Annotated in this window: 4 protein-coding genes; all 4 read left to right on the top strand. The window is 64.8% G+C overall.

The window, feature by feature from the left end:
• Nucleotides 1-637: metallopeptidase TldD-related protein (locus EN969_RS26710; RefSeq protein WP_164758511.1), on the top strand; the 637-nt coding region annotated here is incomplete at its 5' end.
• Nucleotides 624-1,427 carry a 3'(2'),5'-bisphosphate nucleotidase CysQ gene (locus EN969_RS26705; protein WP_013532346.1) on the top strand — a complete coding sequence of 268 codons (804 nt, stop codon included), beginning with the start codon at nucleotides 624-626 and terminating at the stop codon, nucleotides 1,425-1,427. The genes EN969_RS26710 and EN969_RS26705, both read left to right, overlap by 14 nt.
• A 103-nt stretch (nucleotides 1,428-1,530) precedes the next feature.
• Entirely contained in the window at nucleotides 1,531-1,776 is a 246-nt protein-coding gene (locus tag EN969_RS26700; protein WP_013532345.1) for a DUF4170 domain-containing protein, read from the top strand.
• A gap of 5 nt (nucleotides 1,777-1,781) precedes the next feature.
• On the top strand, nucleotides 1,782-2,418 hold a 637-nt coding region (locus EN969_RS26695; protein WP_127419538.1), incomplete at its 3' end, for a lysophospholipid acyltransferase family protein.

The following is a 2,418-nucleotide window of genomic DNA, read 5'->3' as shown; positions in this document are numbered from 1 at the left end:
GGTGTTCGACCCACGCGTCGCGCGCGGCATCGCCGGCCATCTCGCCGGCGCCATCAACGGCGCCTCGGTCGCGCGCAAGACCTCGTTCCTGCGCGACATGATGGGCAAGCAGGTGGCCGCCTCCGCCATCACCGTCACCGACGAGCCGCTCCGGCGACGTGGCCAGGCCTCGCGTCCGTTCGACGGCGAAGGCGTCGAGGGCGAAAAGCTGTTGATGGTCGAGAAGGGCGTGCTCAACCACTGGTTCCTGTCGACCTCGGCTGCAAGGGAGCTGGGCCTCGTCACCAACGGCCGCGGCGCACGCAGCGGCTCCTCCGTTACGCCATCCTCCACCAATCTCGCCATCGAACCCGGCGAGCGGTCGCCGGAAGAGCTGATCAAATCGCTCAAGACCGGCTTCTACGTCACCGAGGTGTTCGGCCAGGGCGTCGACATGGTCACCGGCGAATACAGCCGCGGCGCTTCCGGTTTCTGGATCGAGAATGGCGAACTGGCCTATCCCGTCGCCGAGGTCACCATCGCCTCGAACCTGAAGACGATGTTCCTCAACATGGTGCCGGCCGATGACCTCGACCGCAATTTCGGCACCGCGGCGCCGACGCTCCTGATCGAAGGCATGACCCTTGCCGGAGCATGACCTGACCACTGCCGGAGCCACCGAAGACTTGCCGCTGCTGCGCGATGCCGCCCGCGAGGCGGGGGTGATCGCCATGCGCTACTTCGGCAACAGCCCGCAAGTCTGGATGAAGGGCGGCACATCACCGGTCAGCGAGGCCGACCACGCGGCCGACGCCTATCTGCGCGAAACATTGCTGGCGGCGCGGCCGGATTATGGCTGGCTGTCGGAAGAGACAGTTGACGATCCGGTCCGGCTTTCGGCACGCCGCACCTTCGTCGTCGACCCGATCGACGGCACGCGCGGTTTCCTGGAAGGCCAGCGCACCTGGTGCGTCAGCGTCGCCGTCGTCGAGCATGGCCGCACGCTGGCCGGCGTGCTGGAATGCCCGGCGATGGAGGAGACCTATTGGGCGCTGCCCGGCCAGGGTGCTTTCCGCAACGGCAAGCGCATTGCGGTTCGCAAGCTGGCGGAAACGGCCGAGATTTCCGGGCTGAAGCAGTTGACCGACCTGATGCCTGCCGAATGGCAGGCGCGGCTGAAGCGGGCGCCTTACAGCCCTTCGCTCGCCTATCGGCTGGCCATGATCGCCAATGGCGCGCTGGACGCCACTTTCGTCAAGCCGAACGCGCATGACTGGGACATTGCGGCGGCCGACCTCATCCTGCGCGAGGCCGGCGGCCAGCTGCTCGACCAGCATGGCCGCGCTCCACTTTATGCCGGCGAGGTGACTCGTCACGGCGCCCTTGCTGCCGGCAGCGGTGAATTGCTGGCCGTGCTCGCCGGCGTCATCGCCGGTCTGGACACGTGAAAGCGTTTTCCCCGGCGAGATGAATTCATCTCGCCCTAAAGGTTCCAAAGTCGGCGGCTTTGGTCTAGACCTGTGACAAACTCACGATATGTGAAGGACCGACATGGCCGCGGAAGACGGAAAGAAACAGCTTTTGCATCTGGTGTTCGGTGGCGAACTGAAGAAGCTTGGCGGCACCGAATTCCGCGATCTCGACGGGCTCGACATCGTCGGCATCTATCCCGACTATCAATCCGCGCACACGGCGTGGAAAGCCAAGGCGCAAGCCAGCGTGGACAACGCTCACATGCGTTACTTCGTCGTTCATCTGCACCGGCTGCTGGACCCCGACAACAAGGCTGCCGGTTGACTTCGATGGAGCATGACCTGGCGAAAGGGCCAGCAAGCGATGCCGCGCCCACGGGCAGGGGACGCAGCCGCACGACCAAGGCCTTCTGGCGCAAGATTCGCCAACCGCTTGCGCAGTCGCGATTCGTCAAGAACGCCATCGCCAGCCTGTTCGCCCAGTTCGTCCGCTTCGTGCGCCTCACCAATCGCGTCGTCGAGGGATCGGCACGGTTTTCGGGCGGTGCCTATACCGAGTTCGAGCCTGGCATCATCGCCTTGTGGCACGGCCAGCATCTGCTGACGCCTGCCTATTATCCCAAGCGCAAGCCGCTGGTCGCCATGGTTTCGCGCAGCGCCGATGCCGAGCTCAACGCCTTGATGCTGGAAAAATTCGGCATCGAGGCTGTGCGCGGCTCGGGCGGGCGGGAAAATGCCAGGCACCTCGACAAGGGTGGAGCGAAAGCGCTTATCGCCCTGAAAAAGTCGCTCGCCGTCGGCAAGAACGTCGCCATGATCGCAGATATTCCGCACGGCACGCCGCGAGACGCAGGACTTGGTATCGTTCTCCTGGCTCGCCTCTCGGGCCGGCCGCTTGTGCCCGTCGCCATCACCACCAGCCGCCGCAAGGTGCTGGAGAAGAGCTGGGACAAGACCACCATTAACC

Origin of the sequence: Mesorhizobium sp. M7A.F.Ca.CA.003.01.2.1, assembly GCF_003998945.1 — a bacterium.
In the GTDB taxonomy this organism is placed as follows: Bacteria; Pseudomonadota; Alphaproteobacteria; order Rhizobiales; family Rhizobiaceae; genus Mesorhizobium; species Mesorhizobium ciceri.
This window is presented reverse-complemented; position numbering and strand designations above follow the sequence as displayed.